The 16,158-nt window shown below is 75.3% G+C and carries 15 protein-coding genes; 10 read left to right on the top strand and 5 right to left on the bottom strand.

Features of this window, described 5'->3' with window-relative positions; genetic code table 11:
- Positions 1-59: 59 nt before the first annotated feature.
- Positions 60-1,499, bottom strand: coding sequence for a glyceraldehyde-3-phosphate dehydrogenase (locus ACFY00_RS03115; protein ID WP_388026619.1), 1,440 nt, complete (start codon positions 1,497-1,499; stop codon positions 60-62).
- Between the two features lie 423 nt (positions 1,500-1,922).
- Here ACFY00_RS03115 and ACFY00_RS03110 point away from each other — a divergent pair, with 423 nt between their 5' ends.
- From ACFY00_RS03110 to ACFY00_RS03095, 4 genes are all read left to right on the top strand, one after another.
- A complete protein-coding gene (locus ACFY00_RS03110) occupies positions 1,923-2,453 on the top strand; it encodes an EF-hand domain-containing protein (RefSeq protein ID WP_388026618.1) in 531 nt (176 codons plus the stop codon).
- A gap of 91 nt (positions 2,454-2,544) precedes the next feature.
- Positions 2,545-3,654, top strand: a complete 1,110-nt coding sequence (locus ACFY00_RS03105; protein WP_388026617.1) for an isocitrate/isopropylmalate family dehydrogenase — start codon at positions 2,545-2,547, stop codon at positions 3,652-3,654.
- A gap of 50 nt (positions 3,655-3,704) precedes the next feature.
- Positions 3,705-4,343, top strand: a complete 639-nt coding sequence (locus ACFY00_RS03100; RefSeq protein ID WP_388026616.1) for a cysteine hydrolase family protein — start codon at positions 3,705-3,707, stop codon at positions 4,341-4,343.
- The gene (locus tag ACFY00_RS03095; protein WP_388026614.1) at positions 4,340-5,299 is read left to right on the top strand and encodes an SAM-dependent methyltransferase; all 960 of its coding nucleotides are present in this window, start codon (positions 4,340-4,342) and stop codon (positions 5,297-5,299) included. The genes ACFY00_RS03100 and ACFY00_RS03095 overlap by 4 nt, the downstream gene beginning before the upstream one ends.
- Here ACFY00_RS03095 and ACFY00_RS03090 read toward each other — a convergent pair.
- Together ACFY00_RS03090 and ACFY00_RS03085 are read right to left on the bottom strand one after the other, a co-directional pair.
- On the bottom strand, positions 5,237-6,046 hold the full coding sequence (locus ACFY00_RS03090; RefSeq protein ID WP_388026613.1) for a DUF6159 family protein: 810 nt from the start codon (positions 6,044-6,046) through the stop codon (positions 5,237-5,239). The two genes, ACFY00_RS03095 and ACFY00_RS03090, sit on opposite strands and share 63 nt — an antisense overlap.
- Before the next feature lie 94 nt (positions 6,047-6,140).
- Positions 6,141-7,127, bottom strand: a complete 987-nt coding sequence (locus tag ACFY00_RS03085) for a hypothetical protein (protein ID WP_388026612.1) — start codon at positions 7,125-7,127, stop codon at positions 6,141-6,143.
- Between the two features lie 94 nt (positions 7,128-7,221).
- Between ACFY00_RS03085 and ACFY00_RS03080 the strand changes: the two genes are divergently transcribed.
- The 3 genes from ACFY00_RS03080 (at position 7,222) to ACFY00_RS03070 (ending at position 11,997) form a co-directional block, all read left to right on the top strand.
- On the top strand, positions 7,222-7,830 hold the full coding sequence (locus tag ACFY00_RS03080) for a TetR/AcrR family transcriptional regulator (RefSeq protein WP_388026610.1): 609 nt from the start codon (positions 7,222-7,224) through the stop codon (positions 7,828-7,830).
- Between the two features lie 399 nt (positions 7,831-8,229).
- Positions 8,230-9,165 (top strand): LysR family transcriptional regulator, encoded by a 936-nt coding sequence (locus tag ACFY00_RS03075; RefSeq protein ID WP_388026609.1) that lies wholly within the window; start codon positions 8,230-8,232, stop codon positions 9,163-9,165.
- Positions 9,166-9,351: 186 nt separating this feature from the next.
- Positions 9,352-11,997: a collagenase gene (locus ACFY00_RS03070; RefSeq protein WP_388026607.1), complete on the top strand. Its 2,646-nt coding sequence runs from the start codon at positions 9,352-9,354 to the stop codon at positions 11,995-11,997.
- A 70-nt stretch (positions 11,998-12,067) separates the two neighbouring features.
- On the opposite strand, the gene ACFY00_RS03065 is transcribed toward ACFY00_RS03070, so the two are convergent.
- Positions 12,068-12,751 (bottom strand): hypothetical protein, encoded by a 684-nt coding sequence (locus tag ACFY00_RS03065; RefSeq protein WP_388026605.1) that lies wholly within the window; start codon positions 12,749-12,751, stop codon positions 12,068-12,070.
- Between the two features lie 39 nt (positions 12,752-12,790).
- Here ACFY00_RS03065 and ACFY00_RS03060 point away from each other — a divergent pair, with 39 nt between their 5' ends.
- The 3 genes from ACFY00_RS03060 to ACFY00_RS03050 all read left to right on the top strand — a co-directional run bounded on the left by ACFY00_RS03060 (position 12,791) and on the right by ACFY00_RS03050 (position 14,761).
- Positions 12,791-13,633 (top strand): hypothetical protein, encoded by an 843-nt coding sequence (locus ACFY00_RS03060; RefSeq protein ID WP_388026604.1) that lies wholly within the window; start codon positions 12,791-12,793, stop codon positions 13,631-13,633.
- A 60-nt stretch (positions 13,634-13,693) separates the two neighbouring features.
- Complete coding sequence (locus tag ACFY00_RS03055) at positions 13,694-14,077, top strand: VOC family protein (RefSeq protein ID WP_388026602.1); 384 nt, start codon at positions 13,694-13,696, stop codon at positions 14,075-14,077.
- A gap of 72 nt (positions 14,078-14,149) precedes the next feature.
- The gene (locus ACFY00_RS03050) at positions 14,150-14,761 is read left to right on the top strand and encodes an SMI1/KNR4 family protein (protein WP_388026601.1); all 612 of its coding nucleotides are present in this window, start codon (positions 14,150-14,152) and stop codon (positions 14,759-14,761) included.
- 537 nt (positions 14,762-15,298) lie between these two features.
- Here the strand turns inward: ACFY00_RS03050 and ACFY00_RS03045 are convergent.
- The gene (locus tag ACFY00_RS03045) at positions 15,299-15,604 is read right to left on the bottom strand and encodes a hypothetical protein (RefSeq protein ID WP_388026599.1); all 306 of its coding nucleotides are present in this window, start codon (positions 15,602-15,604) and stop codon (positions 15,299-15,301) included.
- Between the last annotated feature and the right edge of the window lie 554 nt (positions 15,605-16,158).

Genomic DNA, 16,158 nt, shown 5'->3' with positions numbered 1-16,158 from the left:
GAAAGCGGAGGACCCCGGACGGCGGGCCGTCCGGGGTCCTCCGCGCAGGGGCGGGCCGGTCAGTGCGTCTCGGCCGCCGGGAAGGTCGGGTACTCGACGCCGGAGACGTGCTGGACGACCCGGACGACCTGGCAGGAGTAGCCGAACTCGTTGTCGTACCACAGGTAGAGGATCGCGTTGTCGCCCTCGACCTTGGTCGCGCCCGCGTCCACGATCGAGGCGTGGCGAGAGCCGATGAAGTCGCTGGAGACCGCGTCGGGCGAGTCGATGAAGTCGATCTGCCGCTTCAGCGGGGAAGTGAGCGAGACCTCCCGCAGGTGCTCCAGGACGTCCTCGCGGGTGGTCTCGCGGGCCAGCTGCAGGTTGAGGATGGCGATCGAGACGTCCGGCACGGGGACGCGGATCGAGCTGCCGGTGATCTTGGCCTTCAGCTCGGGCAGCGCCTTGGCGACGGCCGAGGCGGCGCCGGTCTCGGTGATGACCATGTTGAGCGGCGCGGAGCGGCCGCGGCGGTCGGCCTTGTGGTAGTTGTCCAGCAGGTTCTGGTCGTTGGTGAACGAGTGGACGGTCTCCACGTGGCCGCGCAGCACGCCGTACTCGTCGTCCATCGCCTTCAGCGGCGGCACGATCGCGTTGGTGGTGCAGGACGCGCAGGAGATGATCCGCTCGTCCGGCTTGACGGTGTCGTGGTTGACGCCGTGCACGACGTTCGGGACGTCGCCCTTGCCGGGGGCGGTCAGCACGACCTTGGCGATGCCGGGGCGCAGGTGCTGGGACAGGCCCTCGCGGTCGCGCCAGCGGCCGGTGTTGTCGATCAGGATGGCGTTGTCGATCCCGTAGGCGGTGTAGTCCACCTCGCTGGGGTCGTTGGAGTAGATGACCTTGATCGCGTTGCCGTTGGCCACGATGGTGTCGGTCGCCTCGTCCACGGTGATGGTGCCCTGGAACTGGCCGTGGATGGAGTCGCGGCGCAGCAGCGAGGCGCGCTTGACCAGGTCGTCGCCGCCGCCGTTGCGGACCACGATGGCGCGCAGCCGCAGGCCGCCGGCCTTCTCGACCAGCAGGCGGGCGAGCAGGCGGCCGATCCGGCCGAAGCCGTACAGCACCACGTCGCGCGGGGCCTGGCGCTCCAGCTTGTTGGCGCCGGTCGCGCCCGCCACCGCCTCGGCGGTGAACTCGGCGACGGACAGGCCGCGGTCGTCGGCGCGGTGGGCCTCGGCGAGCAGGCCGAGGTCGATCTGGGACGGGCCGAGGTCGAGCGTGGCGAGGGCCTGGAGGAAGGGGAAGGTCTCGGTGATCGAGAGCTCCTGGCCGGCGATCTGGCGGACGAAGCGGTGCGTCTTCAGGATGCTGATCACCGACTTGTTCACCAGGGAACGGCTGTGCAGCAGGATGGTGACGTCCCGCTCGCGGTGGAGCCGTCCGATGATCGGGATCATCGTCTCCGCGAGCTCCTCGCGGGTCTTCCAGTCCGTGAACACGTCGTCGTTGACAGTCACAATTCAACTTTCGAGGGTAGGCCGAGCTGAGGGTGGGCCGAGCTGGCGGCGGGGCCGTGCCGAGGGTTGGCCGCGCCGAGGCGCCCCCCATGCTAGCCACGGCCCTCCGCCCGCTCCGGGGCCGGTCCCCCCGCTGACCAGCGGCGCTTCGCCCCGGAAGGGGTCGACGGACGTGACGGCGGCCACACCCGCGGCACCCGGCGGCGGCTTCCGCGCTGCTCCGGCCCGGATGTGACGGGCCGTCGGTCGACGCCCCGCCGCCCGCACGGCGTGACCAACATCACCCGCGTCGCGTTCGTCACCCTCCGGGGTGACGCTCCGTCAGTTCCCCGGCCACCGCGGTCCGACCGCCGCCAGAGTGTGGGGGACGGACGGGTCCGGCCGCCTCCGGCCGGACCGCCGCGAGCGAGAGGACGGCTGTTCATGGGACACGACGCCCACCGACGGGCCGCGCTGGTGTTCACCCTGTTCGACGCCAACGGCAACGGGGTGCTCGACGCCGACGACTTCGCCCTGATGACCGAACGGGTGCTGGCCGTCGCCGCGGACTCGCCCGCCGCCGACCGGCAGGCGCTCGCCGACAGCCTGGAGCACTACTGGCGGGTGCTGTCCACCACGCTGGACGCCAACGGCGACGGGGTGATCAGCCCGGAGGAGTTCCGCGGCTTCGTCCTGGACCCCGAGCTGTTCGGCGCCACCGCGGCCCGCTTCGCCGACGCGCTCGCCGCGCTCGGCGACCCCGAGCACGACGGCCTGATCGAGCGGGACCGGTTCGTCGCCCTGATGCTCGCGATCGGCTTCGAGAAGGAGAACACCGAGGCGCTGTTCGACGCCTTCGGCCCGGACGCCGAGGACCGGATCGCCGTCGAGGTGTGGGCCGAGGGCATCCGCGACTACTACGCGCCGGAGAAGTCCGGCATCCCCGGCGACCGGCTGGTTCCGCAGTCCGCCTGATCGGCCCGCCCGCCGCCCGCCCCTCCCCCGCCCCGCGCCCCCGCGCCACGGCACGGCCCGTCGCGCCCCGCCGCTCCCGAGGAGTCCCGCAGTGACCACCGCACCGCCCATCGCCCTCGCCGTCGGCCGGGGCACCGGCCCGGACCTCGCCCCCGTCTTCGAGCGGGTGCTCGACCGGATCGCCCGGCTGCACGGCACCCGGGTCCGGGTGGAGCGCTCGCCGCGGGTCTACCACTCGTACGTGTCGCTGCGCGCCGAGGCCGCGGGCACCGCGGAGATCGCCGCGATCACCGAGCAGGACGCCGCGCACTACGAGTGGTTCTGCCGCGAGCAGGCGGCCGCGGGGGTGCGGGCGGTGTTCCGCACCGCGATCAACGCCCAGTCGCTGTACCTGGTCCGGCAGCGGCTGGCCGCCGTCAAGGTCGAACCGCTCACCGCCGGGACGGCGCGGCTGCTGCTGGTCCGCGACCAGGCGCAGGGCTTCTACACCGGCGAGAACCGGCACTCCCCCGGCAGGGTGGTGCGCACCATGGAGTTCAGCCGCGCCGTCACCGAGCAGGTGGTGCGCTACGCGGTGGAGCGCGCCCGGCAGTCCTGGCCCGAGGGCCCGGCCCGGGTGCTGCTGGCCTACAAGTACCACCTGCTGGACGGCGCGCTGGACGACTGGACGGAGCAGCTGTCCGCCGAACTCGGCCTGGACGTCGCCCTGTTCCAGCCCGACACGGTGAACCGCAACCTGATCGCGCACGGCCCCGAGGACCGCACGCTGCTGGTCGCCGGGAACGAGTGGGCCGACATCATGCACGTCGTCCTGCTCGACCGCTACGGCTCCGAGCGGCAGGAGAACCGCTGCACCGAGAACGTCCACCTGCACCCGGCGCTGGCCGGGCTCACCGAGTACCAGACCGTGCACGGCTCGGCCGACGACCTGGCCGGACGCGACCTGGTCAACCCGGTCGCCACCATCCGGGCCGCCGCCCGGATCGCCGAGCGGCACGCCGACTGCCCCGGTGCGGAGGCCGCCGTGGAGGCCGCGATCGCCGCCGCCCTGGCCCGCGGGGCCCGCACCCCCGACCTCGGCGGGACGGCCGGCACCACCGAGGTGACGGACGCCGTGCTCGACGCCCTCACCGGCGGGCCCGTCCCCGGCCCCGTCCCCGTCCCCGCCCAGGACCCGACCGCCCGGGCGGGGGCCCGATGAGCCCGGTGGGCCCGGTGGGCCCGGTGGGCCCGGTGGGCCCGGTGGGCCCGGTGGGCCCGGACTCGACCGAAGGACGGAGCGCGCTGGTCGTGGTCGACCTGCAGAACGACTTCTGCGCGGGCGAGGTCGCCACCGCGCGCTTCCCCGGCGACCCGGCCCTGCTCGCCCGGGCCGCCGCCCACAGCGTCCGCGCGGTGGAGTCGGCCCGGGCGGCGGGGACGGAGGTGCTGTTCGTCCGCTTCCTGGGCGACCGGGCCCACCAGGGCCCGGCCTGGCGGCGGCGGGACGCCCTGCTCGGCAAGCGCCCCAAGTGCCTGGAGGGCAGCTGGGGCGCCGAGTTCCACGGCGTCCGGCCGCGGCCGGACGAGGCGGTGTTCACCAAGCGCGCCTGCTTCGACGCCTTCCAGGACCCGGACTTCGAGCCCCACCTGCGCCGTCGCGGCATCGGGCACCTCGTCCTGGCGGGCCTGTTCACCGACGTCTGCGTGGACTCCACCGCCCGCACCGCCTTCCAGCGCGGCTTCCACCTGACCGTGCTGCGCGACTGCACCACCGCGCTGCACCTGGCGGACGCCGACATCCTGCGCTTCATGGCCCGGGTGTACGGCGCCCGGATCACCGACCTGGAGCAACTCCCCTTCGCCTCCCCCGGGTTCGACGCCGCCGCGACCCCGGCGGGACGGCGGTGACCGCGCCGGAGGCCGCTCCCCACCCCGACGCCGGGGTGGCGGGCGGCGTCGGCCGGACCGCCCTGCTGGTCGCCAACGCCCGGGCCCTGGAGGCCCGGCGGAGCGGGGCCCTGGCCGTCGACCCGTTCGCCGAGCACTTCGTCCGCGCCTCGCCGGGCTGCGCCGACTGGCCGGACGACCCCGCCCGGGTCGACCCCGACGACCCGCTGTGGGGGCGGCTGGCCCGGTACTTCGCGCTGCGGACGAAGGTGCTGGACGAACACCTGCTCGCCGCGACCGGCTCCGGCACCCGGCAGGTGGTGCTGCTGGGCGCGGGCCTGGACAGCCGGGCGCACCGGCTGCCCTGGCCGCCCGGCACCACCGTGTGGGAGCTGGACCGTCCCGAGGTGCTCGACTTCAAGCAGCGCGTCTTGGACGGGCTGGACGCCGCCCCGCTCGCCCGCCGCCGCACCGTCCCGGCCGACCTGCGCGAGGACTGGACGACCGCGCTGACCGCCGCCGGACTGGACCCGTCCCGGCCGGTGGCCTGGCTGGCCGAGGGCCTGTTCCTGTACCTGCCGGCCGCCGCCGAACTCGCCGTCGCCACCGCCCTGGACGGGCTCGGCGCCCCCGGCTCCACCCTCGCGTACGAGGTCAAGGCCGCCCCCGAGTCCCCGGCCGTCCGGGCCGCCCCCGTCTACGCGGCGGCCCGCCGTCGGCTCGGCATCGACCTGCTCGCCCTGTTCGCCCCCGGCCCCCGCCCCGACACCGCCGCCGCCCTGACCGCCCTCGGCTGGACCGCCACCGTCCGCACCCCCTTCGAGCACTCCCCCGGCACGCTCCGCCCCGAACCCCACGACGCCCTGGCCGCCAACCGCTGGGTGACCTGCGTCAAGCGGCGCCCCGGCGACCGCTCACCGGCCGCTCCGCCCGGCGGCGGGGGCGGCCACGCGGGCGGCCTCCGCGAGAGTCGCTGAGGCGACGGCCTCGCGGTAGAGCGACATCCGGTAGATGCCGGACGCGGCGGACCTGACCACGGCCACCAGCAGCAGGACGGCCGCGACCGCGGCGAGGCTCGCGAAGAGGACGGAGGTGCTGTCCGACTCCACCGCGAGGATCAGCGCGGCGAGCGTCCCGAGCGCGACCAGCGCGGTGACGAGGAAGAGCCTCAGGCCGCCGACGACCCAGCGGCCCAGCACGTGGCGGCCGAGCGCGAGCGACCGGCGCAGGCTGGCCGGCAGGCCCGCCCCCTCGACCACGATGACGGGCAGGACGAAGAAGGTCAGCAACGACCAGGAGAAGCCCAGCAGGTCGAAGAGGGTGGCGAGCCCGGCGAGCGATTCCCCGGTCCGCAGCACCGAGCCGAGGAGCAGCGAGAGCAGGCCCCAGGACAGCAGCGTCGGCAGGCGCCGCCCGGTCGCCGCCAGCGAGGCGCGCAGCGGCGGGCGCCGACCGTCGAGGAGTTCGTGGACGGAGTGCAGCAGGGCGGCGGTGCAGAGCCCGCTGAGCGCGGAGGCGGTCCACAGCACCAGCGCGACCGCTCCCCACTGGGCCGGGCTCGGGGCGCCGCCGTCCTCGACCCGGTGCCAGACCCCCCGGAGCAGCGGGAGCCAGGCGACCGCGGGCACCACGGCGACGGCCAGCAGCCCGAGGGCGGGGAAACCGAGCAGGGCGGGGCGGCGCCGCAGCACACGGGCGGCCGTGCGGATGATTCCGGGGGTCATGCGGGCCTCTCGGGCGACGGGCGAACGGGTGGGCGGCACGGTACACGAACCGGCCGACACCCACCGCCGCCTCCCCGCCCCGCTCCCGCCGCCCCTACGACTCCCTGAGCTTCGGCCCGAGTTCGGCGATCAGGCGGCGGTAGGCGTCGAAGGCGGGCTTGGGTGTGTGGTCGTCGCGCAGCAGGCCGAAGCGGTGGAACAGGCTGCCGCCGGAGCTGTCCGCGTCGCGCAGCGCGAACAGCGTGTAGCCGTCGATGCCGAGTTCCCCGGCCCGGTCGGCGACGGTGCGGAGCACTGTCTCCAGCACCCGCGCCTGGGCGTCCTCGGGTCGGTCGGGGCCGGTCGGCCAGCCGTTCTCGCAGATCCGGATCGGGACGTCGGCCGGGATGCCCGCCTTCGGCAGGTCGGTGTGCCGGAAGGCGTGCAGCACCCAGGCGGCGGCCTCGGCGAGGCGCTCGGCGGGAACGGGGTGGAAGACGTCCGGGAAGAAGTCCAGGCCGACGTAGTCGAGCGCGTCCAGGAAGGGCCGGTCGGCGAGCTTCCCCAGCGCGGGCCAGAAGGGCGCGTCGGGGTCGAAGGAGGGCACGGCGTTGAAGCCGACCGTGGCGTCCAGTCCGAGCGCGCGCACCTCGTCCGCGGCCGCGACCACCCCTTCCACCAGCGCCTCCAGCACGCCCGGGACGCTGCCGTCCAGCACCGGCAGGTCGGCGTTCGGCTCCTCGCACACCTGCACCGAGCCGAGCCGTCCGCCGAGTTCGCGCACCTGCGTCCGCACGTACGCCGCCCAGCCCGCCAGGCTGCCGGTCGGCTCGCGGAACTGCAGGACGAGGTCGACCTTCCGCCCGGCCCGCCCCAGGTACGCCTCCCAGCCCTCGGGGGTCTGGGGCAGCGCGGGGGCGGTGGCGGCGAAGGAACGGTAGATCCGCACCCGGAAGCCGGGCTCGTCGCCCTGCAGCAGGTCGAGCGCCTCGGCGATCCGGACCGGGTCGTCGGGCCGGACGGGGTGGAGCAGGCCGTGCTCGTCGCCGAGCAGCCCGCCCGGGTAGATCCCGAACGTGAACCCCTGCCGCTGTCGGGCCATTTCGCTCTCCTCGCCACTCATCGGATCACTCGCCGGGCAAGACTTGGCGTGACACCAATTTTTAAGTGACCCTACCATTCCGTACAATGGGCGCATGGGCCTTCGCGAGACCAAGAAGCAGCGGACCCGCACCGCCATCGCGGACACCGCACTGCCGCTCTTCCTGGCGCACGGCTTCGACCGGGTCACCGTCGCCGAGGTCGCCCGGCACGCGGGCGTCTCCACCAACACGGTGTTCAACTACTTCCCGACCAAGGAGGACCTGTTCTTCGACCGGCAGGACGAGGTCGAACGCCACCTCGCCGCCCTGGTCGACCCGCTCCCGCCCGGCGCCTGCTGCCCCGCCGCCGCCGTCCGCGACGACCTGTGCGCCGCGCTGCGCCGCGCCGACCCGGCGCTCGGCCTCGCCCCCGGCGCCGACGCCTTCTTCCGCATCGTCGAGGCCAGCCCCGCCCTGCGCGCCCGCGAACGCGAGATCGGCGAACGCGCCGAAGCCGCCCTCGCCGCCGCCCTCGCCCCCCGCACCCCCGACGCCTCCCTGCTGGCCGGCGCCCTCACCGGCCTGCACCGCGCCACCCTGCGCGAACTGCGCCGCCGCGTCCTGGCCGGCGACCCGCCCCCCACCATCGCCGCCGACCTCACCGCCGCCGCCACCCGCGCCTTCGCCCCGCTCTGCACCTGCCCGCCGCCCGGCACCGCCTGAGCCCCCGCACGGCGCCCGGCGCCCGGCGCGGGAGAGGTGGCGACGAGAGAGAACCCTCGGACGTGCCGGGCGTGTTCGCACCCCCGGCCACCGCGCGCCGGGATGCGGGCCGCCGCGGTGGCCGCGGCCCGGGCCGAAGGGGCCCACCGGGCGCCGGGGCCGGCCTCGGTGCTCGCAGGATCGGGGGTCGGTGCGCCGCGACCGCCGGACGCTCCGGCGGAGGAGGCGGTGCGACACCCGGTCGCCCGGCGGTCCGGGGAGTCCTCCCTGCCGGGGGGCTTGACGCGGCACTGCCGGGGGGCGAAGGTAGCGAAACCATCTGACATGTTGCGTGTGACATTGCATATTCTTCGATGCCACCGCCGAGGCGGGGCCGCCCGCACCCGAGGAGGCCCGCCCGTGGATCTGGAACTGCGGCATCTGCGGGTGCTCTGCGCGATCGCCGACAGCGGCAGCGTGGGCCGGGCGGCGGCGGCGATCGGCGCCTCCCAGCCCGCCACCAGTACCCAACTGCGGCGCATCGAACACTACTTGGGCGCGGCGGTGTTCGACCGCACGGCGGCCGGGGTGGTGCCCACCACCTTCGGCGCGGAGGTGCTGGCCGCCGCCCGCGAGGTGCTCTCCCGGGTCGACCGGCTGGGCCGGGCGGCCGCCCCGGACGACGGGCGCCCGCACCGCGAACTGCACCTGAGCACCGACTGCCCCGCCCTGCTGCCCGGCACCCTGGCCCGGACCAGGCAGCTCAGGCCGGAGCTGCGCTTCGCCCTGGCCCGCGACCGGGAGGCCGAGCCCTCCTTCGACCTCGCCCTGCTGCTGGACCGCCCCGGCTCGGGCCTGCGCGCCACGCCCGCCCTGGCGGCGCGGGCCGTCGCCACCGAGCCGGTGTTCGTCGCCCTGCCCACCGGCCACCCGCTGCGCCACCACGCCGAACCGGCGCTGGCCGACCTGGCGGGCGAGCACTGGCTGCTGCCCGCCGCCGACGGCGCGGCCTGGCCCGCGCTGCTGCGGGCGGCCTGCGAGGCGGCCTCCTTCGCCCCCGCCGGGGTGCGCGAACTGCCGGGCGGGCGGCGGGAGGTGCTCGACCTGGTGGCCGCGGGCCTGGGCGCGGCCCTGGTGCCGGGCAGCACCGCGCCGGTGCCGGGCGTCGCGGTCAAGCCGCTGCTGGGGGCGCCGCTGTGGCTGCGGTACGTGCTGCTGTGGCGGCGCGCCAGGATCGGCCCGGGTCTGGCCGACACCCTGTTCGGAGCGGCCGCGGCCGCGTACCGGGAGCTCGCCGCCGAGGCCCCCCACCTGCACAGCTGGGCCGGTCGCACCTTCCGCCCGCCGCGCACCTGAGCGCTCCGCCCCGGGGCCCGCCCCCTGGGGGGCTGCACCAAGGCCTTCCCGGCCGTGTTATGCCGCGTTCATGAAATGTCATATGACCTGTGACATTGTTCTGACGCTGCCTCCGGTGCCAGGATGCTCAGCGCGTCACCCTCCCCCTCCGATGTGCTCGGTGAGCTCCCTCCCCCAGGAGAAGCAGTGCGTCTGCGCATACCCCTCCCCACCCTGGCGGCCGGCCTGCTGGCCGGCTGCACCGTCGCGGCCACCCTGCTGCCGGTGACCCCGGCCGCGGCCGCCCCCGGCGGACCGTCCGCGAAGGCCGCCGCGGCGGCGGCCCCCGCCCCGGCCCCGGCCTCCGCCGTGGACGCCCACGCCCCCGGCGGGGCCGTCCCCAAGCCGCTCGGCCCGATCGTCGACGCCGCCCCCGAGAGCCCGACCCCGGTGGCCGCGCCGCTGCCGCCCGCCCTGCTCGGCCAGCTCCAGATGGGGCAGCCGAAGGGCACCGCCGTCCAGACCGCCCCACGTCCGGCGCAGCGGAAGGCGGGCGGGGCCCCGGGCGCCACCGCCCCCGCCACCGCTGCTGCCGCCACCACCACCGCCGCTGCCGCTGCCGCGCAGAGCTGCACCTACGCCGACTTCGGCAGCCGCTCCGGCGCCGACCTGGTGAGCTTCGTCAGGTCCTCGACGACCGCCTGCGTGGGCACGCTGTACAACGTGACCGGCACCGACGCGGGCGCGATCTTCAAGCAGGCCAACATGCTCACCGTCGCGGGCGCCTTCAAGGACCTGTCGGCCACCTACGACGGCACCGACAACTCCGGCATCCTGCAACTGGTGCAGTTCCTGCGGGCCGGCTACTACGTGCAGTCCTACTACCCGTCCCAGGTCGGCGGCTACGGCGCCACCCTGACCGGCGCCACCCGGGCCGGACTGGACGCCTTCTTCGCGGGCCCCCGCTGGAAGGACGTCACCGACGCCAACGGCACCGTGCTGTACGACGTGCTGATCCTGACCGACAGCGCCAACGTCCAGGCCGAGTACCTGAACGTCTACCGGCAGGTGCTGGACGGCTACGACAACGGCTACAACGCGACGCCGAAGATGGTCAACGCCGTCAACGCGGTGCTGTTCGCCCCGCTGTGGCGCGGCAACTGGAACCCCGACTTCGTCAACGCGATCGGCGCCGACACCTCGCTGGTCACCTCGCTCGGCACCTTCGCCCTCGACCACCGCGACCTGCTGGGCACTTCGAACGCCTTCCTGGACGTCAACGCGGGCAACGACCTCGCCCGGACGGCCGGGACGTCCACCGCCGCGGAGAACGCCGCCAAGCCGCTGGTCAAGCAGATCCTGGACACCACCCGGATCCTCGGCCCGACCGGCCCGCTGTACGTGCACGTGGCGTACAACGCCAACAGCTACGACCACGGCCAGTGCTCGTACTACGGCACCTGCGACCTGCCGACCAAACTCGCCGACGCCGTGCTGCCCAACGTCCTGGTCTGCGACAACCGGACGCTGCGCGCGCAGGCCCTGACGGTGGCCCAGCTGCAGCCGGTGTGCGACAGCCTGCGCGGCGAGGACGCCTTCTTCCACGCACTGGTCAAGGACAACGGCCCGGTGCCGAACCAGTACGGGAAGACGGTCGTCATGCCGGTGTTCGCCAGTGCCGCCGACTACCAGACCTACTCGTGGGCGATCTACGGCAACTCCACCGACAACGGCGGCCAGACCGTCATGGACGTCACCGACCCGAACAACCAGCCGGTGTGCGTGATGTACCAGAAGTCGTGGAACGACGACTTCCCGGGCAACGTGTGGAACCTCAACCACGAGTACACCCACTACCTCGACAACGTCTACGACATGAAGGGCAACTTCGCCGCCGAGACCTCCGTCCCGGACATCTGGTGGATCGAGGGCGTCGCCGAGTACCAGTCGTACGCCTACCGCGGCGTCACCGACACCCAGGCGATGGCCGAGGCGGCCAAGCACACCTACAAGCTGTCGACGATCTTCCAGAACACCTACGGCAACTCGGACTCCACCCGGGTCTACCCGTGGGGCTACCTGGCCGTCCGCTACATGGTCGAGAAGCACCCGGCGGACGTGTCCGCCGTGCTCGGCCACTTCCGCACCGGCGACTACCAGGGCGGGTACGCGGTCTACAACGGCCTCGGCACCTCCTACGACGCCGACTTCGACGCCTGGCTGACCCGGTGCGCGAACGGCGCCTGCTTCGCCACCGGCCCGACCGCGCTGTTCGACCAGTCCGTGAACGGCGCCACCGTCACCCTCACCGACCGCTCCGTGGTCACCAACTCCCCGGCGCAGATCACCGGTTGGCACTGGACCTTCGGCGACGGCTCCTCCTCCGACGAGCGCAACCCCTCGCACACCTACGCCAAGGCGGGCACCTACACCGTCGCGCTGACCGTCACCGACGCCACCGGCCGCACCACCGCCACCCCGGCCTCGGTCACCACCACCGTCGACGGCAATAGCCCCGCCCTGCCGATCTGCACCGACCAGCGCACCGACGCGATGGGCCAGAACTGCCGACGCACCGGCCGCGCCCGCACCGCGGGCAACACCGACTACCTGTACGTCTACCTGCCCGCCGGGACGACGACCCTGAAGGTCACCACGAGCGGCGGCACCGGCACCGCGTACCTGTACTACAACGACACCACCTGGGCCTCCCCCGGCGCCTTCACCGCCTCCTCCACCAACCCGGGCACCACCCAGAGCATCACCGTCACCACCCCCACCGCCGGGTACCGCTACCTGAGCCTGTACGCGGTCACCGACTTCTCCGACGTCACCGTCAGCACCCAGTTCTGACCCACCGACCCCCCACCCGGAGCAGCCGCGGCCACCAGCCGCGGCTGCCCTCGGCGTTCCCCGGTGTTCCTCAGCGCAGCCGCTCGGCCGCAGCCTCCCGCAGCTCGTCCCGCTCCACCAGGCTGTCGCGCAACTCGGCTATCCTCGCCGACAGTTGAGCGTCCAGCGGGACGTGCCGCACCGCGTACAGGCGGGCGTCCGACTCGCAGTCCCAGAGCGACTCGCGCAGCATCGGGGCCGTCCGCTCCGGGTCGATCGCGTGCAACGTCCGCAGGTAGGAAGGGCGTTCGTAGCTGTGCGGGGTGCACCGCCAGAAGCGGGCCAGCAACGGTCCGCCCTCCGCGGCGGCCGGGCCGAGCCGGGCCAGCCCGTCGGAGACGGTCTTCGGCCCGCACCAGGCGCGCTCCTCCCACTGGCTCGCCAACTCGGCCACCAGTCGCGGAACGTCCTCGGCGCCGTGTTCGGCGAGCACCTGCACGCCCAGCCACTGCAACCAGTGGCGGTCGTCGGCGGCCCACTCCCGGGCCGGTCCGACCGCGAGCGGGCCGAGCCGCCGCACCGCCCGATGCACGCCGGGCAGCGCCCGCACGCCGAATCCGTCGCGCCCGTCAGCCGTCAAGTCCGGTACCAGCGAGAGGAGTTCCACCGGAACAGCGGGGCGCTCGGCCAGGGCGCGCAGGGCCTCGCCACGCTCGCCGTACGCGGCGCCCGGATCGGCCAGCACCGCGAGCAGCCGCGAGTCCAGCCACGGCACGAGGGGCGGCGGACGCCTCCCGTGGGTACACCCCCTACCGTGAACAGTGCGGGCCGCGCCGCCGGGGCGGGCCCGCTGACGGGGGGCGTCATGGGAACGGTCGGCGTGGTGTGCGCGGTGGTCGGGCTGCTGGGGGCGGGGCTGCTGCGCCGGCTGCCCGTCCGGGGGCGGGCGGAGGGCCTGTCGGCGGCCGGGGTCGCGGCGGTGCGGGGCGGAGCGCGGGCGGCGCTGGCGGTGGTCGCCGTGGAGCTGCACCGGGCGGGGACGGTCGAGGTCGGACGCTCCGGGCGGCTACGGCGGCTGGTGCACAGCACGCCGGGGCGCGGCGCGACCCCGCTGCACCGGGCGCTGTGGGCGGCGCTCGGCCGCGAACTGTCGCTGACCGACGCCGCCGTCACCCCGGCCGTGCGGCGGGCCCGGGCGGAGCTGCTGGCCGACCTGGCCGGGCGCGGCCTGCGCTGCGGGCGGGCCCGGCTGGCCGCGTCGACGCTGCTCGCCCTGGCCTCCGGCGGGACGGCGGTGGTCCTCGCGGTGCGGGGCGACCTCGCCACCGGTCTGCCGCTGGCGGCACTCGCCCTCGCCGTCCCGTGCACCCCGGCCCGGACCCTGGCCGGGCACCGGCTGCTGCGCACCCTGCGCCGCCGCCACCCGCTGCCCGGGGCGGAGGCGGCACAGGCGACCGACCCGGCGGAGGCCGGTCTGCTGACCGCCCTGCACGGGCGCCGGGCGCTGCGCCTGCTGGCACCGCAGTTCGCCGCCCTGTCCGGCCTGTTGGGCCGCCGGACGGCCCGGGAGACCGTGGCCCGCTCCGAGGGCGACGCGTTCGGTTTCGGCACCGTCTCCACCTCCGTCCTCAGCTCCGGTGACAGTCACGGGGTCTGAACCGCCCGGATCCGCGGTCCGTCCGGGCGCCGCGTCGGTGCCGGGGTGCATCCTGACCGGATGGACGCACGCAAGCCCGGCATGTGGTGGGGCACCACCGTCGAAGCGCCCGACCCCGGCGCGCTGGCCCGTTTCTACGTGGCGCTGCTCGACTGGCACCTCGGCCACGAGGAGCCCGGCACCGCAGTGGTCGCGGCCTCCCCGCAGGGGCCGTTCCTGGTGTTCCAGCAGGCCGACGGCTACCGGCCGCCGGTGTGGCCGCCGCAGGAGGGCCGGCAGCGCCCGATGATGCACCTCGACTTCCAGGTCGCCGACCTGGACGCCGCGGTGGCCGAGGCGGTGGCCCTGGGCGCGGTGCTCGCCGAGCACCAGCCCCAGGAGCACGTCCGCGTCCTGTTCGACCCGGCCGGGCACCCGTTCTGCCTCTGCCACGACCCGTCCTGACCGACCCGCCCTCGCCCCTGGTCCCGGCCCCGGCGGGACGGGCCCCGGCAGGGTGGGGCAGACTGGCCCGCCGTGAACGACTCCGTACGCGAACTCCCGCCCGTCTGGTCCCGGGTCCGGGCCCGGCTGGCAGACGGCGCCCGCCCCGGCGGGGCACTGCGGCCCGCCGCCGACCCCGCCGCGCTGGACGCCCACGGGGCGCCGCCGAGGCGGCCGCTGCCGGCCGACCTGCGGGCCTGGTGGCTGCTGCCCGACGTGCCCGTGGGCTACTGGCTGCCCGGGGACTTCTCCCCGCTCGCGTGGCCGGAGGCGCTGGCGTACCTGGAGTTCCAACTCCAGGTGGCCGAGGGCGAGAGCTTCGACGCGGAGGGGCGGCCCGAGCCCCGCTACCTGCCGGAGTTCCTGCCGATCGCCCACGGCCCGGGCGGGGACACCCTGTTCGTGGACCTGCGCCCCGGCGAGGACCACGGCTCGGTGCGGCTCTGGGACCACGAGACCTGGCAGCTGGACGTGCCGTGGTGGCCGTCCGTCACGGCGATGCTGCTCGACGTCGCCCGGGCGCTGGAGACCGGCGCCCCCGTCCTGCTCGGGCACCGCGCCCTCGGCGGCTCCACCCCGCCCGCCACCGTCGCCGGCTTCGACGCGGACGGCGGTCCCGAGTGGGTCGAGACGGAAGGGAGTTGACGCCTCCCGCCGGGCCGGGGCGACGGGGCGATCGTCCCGCTCGAGGCTGCCCCTCGCCCCTCGGGGCCGGGGCGGGAGTGGGAGATCATTCTCGGCATGACCCCCGTTCTGGTGTTCGGCCTGGCCGCGTCGATCGCGCTGCTGACCCGGCGGCGGCCCCCGGGCCGCCGGCCGGGGTCCGGGGCGGCGGAGGTGGAGGTGGCCGGGTTCGACCCGGTGGCGTACGGGCTGGTGCCCTCGGCGGAGTTGGACCCGCGGCGGGGCGGGCCGCCGATGCGGCTGCTGCGGCGCAAGGAGTGGGAGGCGCTGGCGGACTCCTGCCTGGCGGGCGGCTGGCGGGCCGCCGAGGCGCACGTGGCGGCGGCGGGCACGGACTGGGACGAGCGCTGGTCGCGGCTGGACTTCCTGACCCGGGTCGCGGCCGAGCGCGACGCGTGGCTGACCGCCTGGGAGGAGGCGGGGACGGACCTGTGCGCCGCCGCGACGGTCCGGGCCCGACCACCGGCCCGCGGGGTCCGAGGACCCGGAAACCGGCACTCAGCAGTACGTCCGGGCCTTCTTGACGGCGGGTTCGGCCCGCTGGGCGTCGAAGGTCACGTTGATCAGCTGCTGCGCCTCCCTCAGGGCGTCGGCGAGCGGCTGGAACGTGGCGTCCTCCAGGGCGGCCGCCCTGGCCAGTTCCTCGGCGCCGGCGAGGCGGGCCACCGCGACGTCGAACGCCTGCCCGCCGTCGGTGTCGGGCATCCGTTCCGGCAGCCGGTTCACGGCCGCACAGGCCAACTCGGCGTCGGTGCCCCGGAGCTTGCCGGACGCCGCCCCCGACTGGCAGGCCGCCAGAGCCATCAGTAGACCGACCACGGCCACAGCAGCTGTCGGACGCCTCATCAGTTCCCCCCGCTCGAAGACTTCCGGCCATCCTCGGGGCTCCACCCAGGGGGCATAAGTCCAATCCCGGCCAGCTTGCACGGCTACCGGCCCCGCAGGGTCCGAGGGGACGCCCTGATGCTGCGCTTCGCGGTGCGCGCGGTGCACGGCGCCCCGGCCGGGTCGCCGCTGCCCGGGCTGTACCTGCGGGCGCTCACCGAACTGGAACTGCGGCACGGCCCGGACGGGCTGCCCGGCGGCCGCCGGTACCGGGAACTGCTGCCCCGGGTCGCGGCGGCGGCGGACGGGGCCCCCGCCGCCGACGAGCAGGTGCCGTTGCTGCGACACCTGCCGGCGCACTTCGCACTGCTGTCCCGGCAACCCGCGCTGGCGTTGGAACAGTTCCGGCTGATCGGGCCGTGGTGCGGCGCCCACCCGTGGGGGGGGGGGGGCCGCCCCCCCCCCCCCCCCCCCCCCCCCCCCCCCCCCCCCCCCCCCCCCCCCCCCCCCCCCCCCCCCCCCCCCCCCCCCCC

The organism is Kitasatospora sp. NPDC001540, assembly GCF_042894345.1.
GTDB classification, from domain to species: Bacteria; Actinomycetota; Actinomycetes; order Streptomycetales; family Streptomycetaceae; genus Kitasatospora; species Kitasatospora phosalacinea_C.
This window is presented reverse-complemented; position numbering and strand designations above follow the sequence as displayed.

Bases quoted from the DNA above. Each gene is read 5' to 3' on its own strand.
- ACFY00_RS03090 (WP_388026613.1), bottom strand. From the start codon at position 6,046: ATGACCCCCGGAATCATCCGCACGGCCGCCCGTGTGCTGCGGCGCCGC.
- ACFY00_RS03080 (WP_388026610.1), top strand. From the start codon at position 7,222: ATGGGCCTTCGCGAGACCAAGAAGCAGCGGACCCGCACCGCCATCGCG.
- ACFY00_RS03045 (WP_388026599.1), bottom strand. From the start codon at position 15,604: ATGGCTCTGGCGGCCTGCCAGTCGGGGGCGGCGTCCGGCAAGCTCCGG.
- ACFY00_RS03110 (WP_388026618.1), top strand. From the start codon at position 1,923: ATGGGACACGACGCCCACCGACGGGCCGCGCTGGTGTTCACCCTGTTC.
- ACFY00_RS03055 (WP_388026602.1), top strand. From the start codon at position 13,694: ATGGACGCACGCAAGCCCGGCATGTGGTGGGGCACCACCGTCGAAGCG.
- ACFY00_RS03085 (WP_388026612.1), bottom strand. From the start codon at position 7,127: ATGGCCCGACAGCGGCAGGGGTTCACGTTCGGGATCTACCCGGGCGGG.